At 61.7% G+C, this 1,138-nt stretch carries 1 protein-coding gene; it reads right to left on the reverse strand.

From position 1 onward, the window contains the following. The coding region (locus AC1DT3_RS22110; RefSeq protein ID WP_477467320.1) for a hypothetical protein at positions 1–1,138 on the reverse strand (1,138 nt) is incomplete at both ends.

Raw genomic sequence — 1,138 nt, forward strand, 5'->3', positions numbered from 1 at the left:
GGCCCACGAACTTGAACTTGCCGTCCGCACTGATCAATCCGCCTGAACCCGCGAGCGCGTTCTCGAACGAATAGGTGATCGTTTGCCCGTCGTCGTCCCGGTCGTCGAGCGCCAGGACCGCCTCCCCGTTCGAAGCGCCCTCGTTCACGTTGGCAGTTCCTGTCGGCGTCGTCGGAGCGCGGTTTCCAACCGGAATGTCGTTGATTGTGATCGTCACATCGCCTGCCGACATCGCGCTCGGGGTGCCCGAACCGTCATTCGCCAAGATCGAATAGGTGATGGGTTGATTGTTGGCGACTTCGCCGACCGTGCCGTTGGTCACGATCGTGTTGTCGACGATCTTGAACTTGCCGTCCGCGCTGACCAATCCGCCCGAGCCGGCAAGAGGATCGGCAAACGTATAGCTGATCGTCTCCCCATCATCATCCTTGTCGTCGAGTTGCAAAACCAGATGGCCTGTCGCCGTTCCCTCGTCGACGCTCGCAGTCCCTGCCGGCGCCGTCGGAGCCCTGTTCACGTTCTTGACCGTGATCGTGACATTGCCGGTCGCCGTGGCGTTCGCTGCGCCCGAGCCGTCATTCGCCACGATCGAATAGATGAACGGGGTATCCTGCGTCACATCGGCGATCGCACCATTCGTCACGATGGTGTTGTCGACGATCTTGAACTTGCCGTCGGCGCTGACCAGACCATCCGATCCTTCGAGCGCGTCGGCGAACGTGTAGCCGATCGTGTCGCCGTCGTCGTCCTTGTCGTCCAGCGTCACCAGGGGAATATTGGCGACGGTGCGCTCGTTGACGTTCACCGCTCCGGACGGCGCGGTGGGCGCCTTGTTCACGTTCTTGACGGTGATCGTGACATCGCCGGTCGACGTCGCGTTCGCGGTGCCCGAGCCGTCGTTCGCCACGATCGAATAGGTGAATGGCGTATCGCCCGCCACGTCTGGAACGGCACCATTGGTCACGATCAGGTTGTCGACGATCTTGAACCTGCCGTCGGCGCTGATCAAACCATCCGATCCTGCCAGCGCATCCGCGAAGGTGTAGCCGATCGTCTCGCCGTCATCGTCCGTGTCGTCCAGCGTCAGAACGGTCTGATTGCCGCCGACGTCTTCGTTGACATCCGCTGTCCCTGATGG

The organism is Microvirga sp. P4_G7 (genome assembly GCF_056401005.1).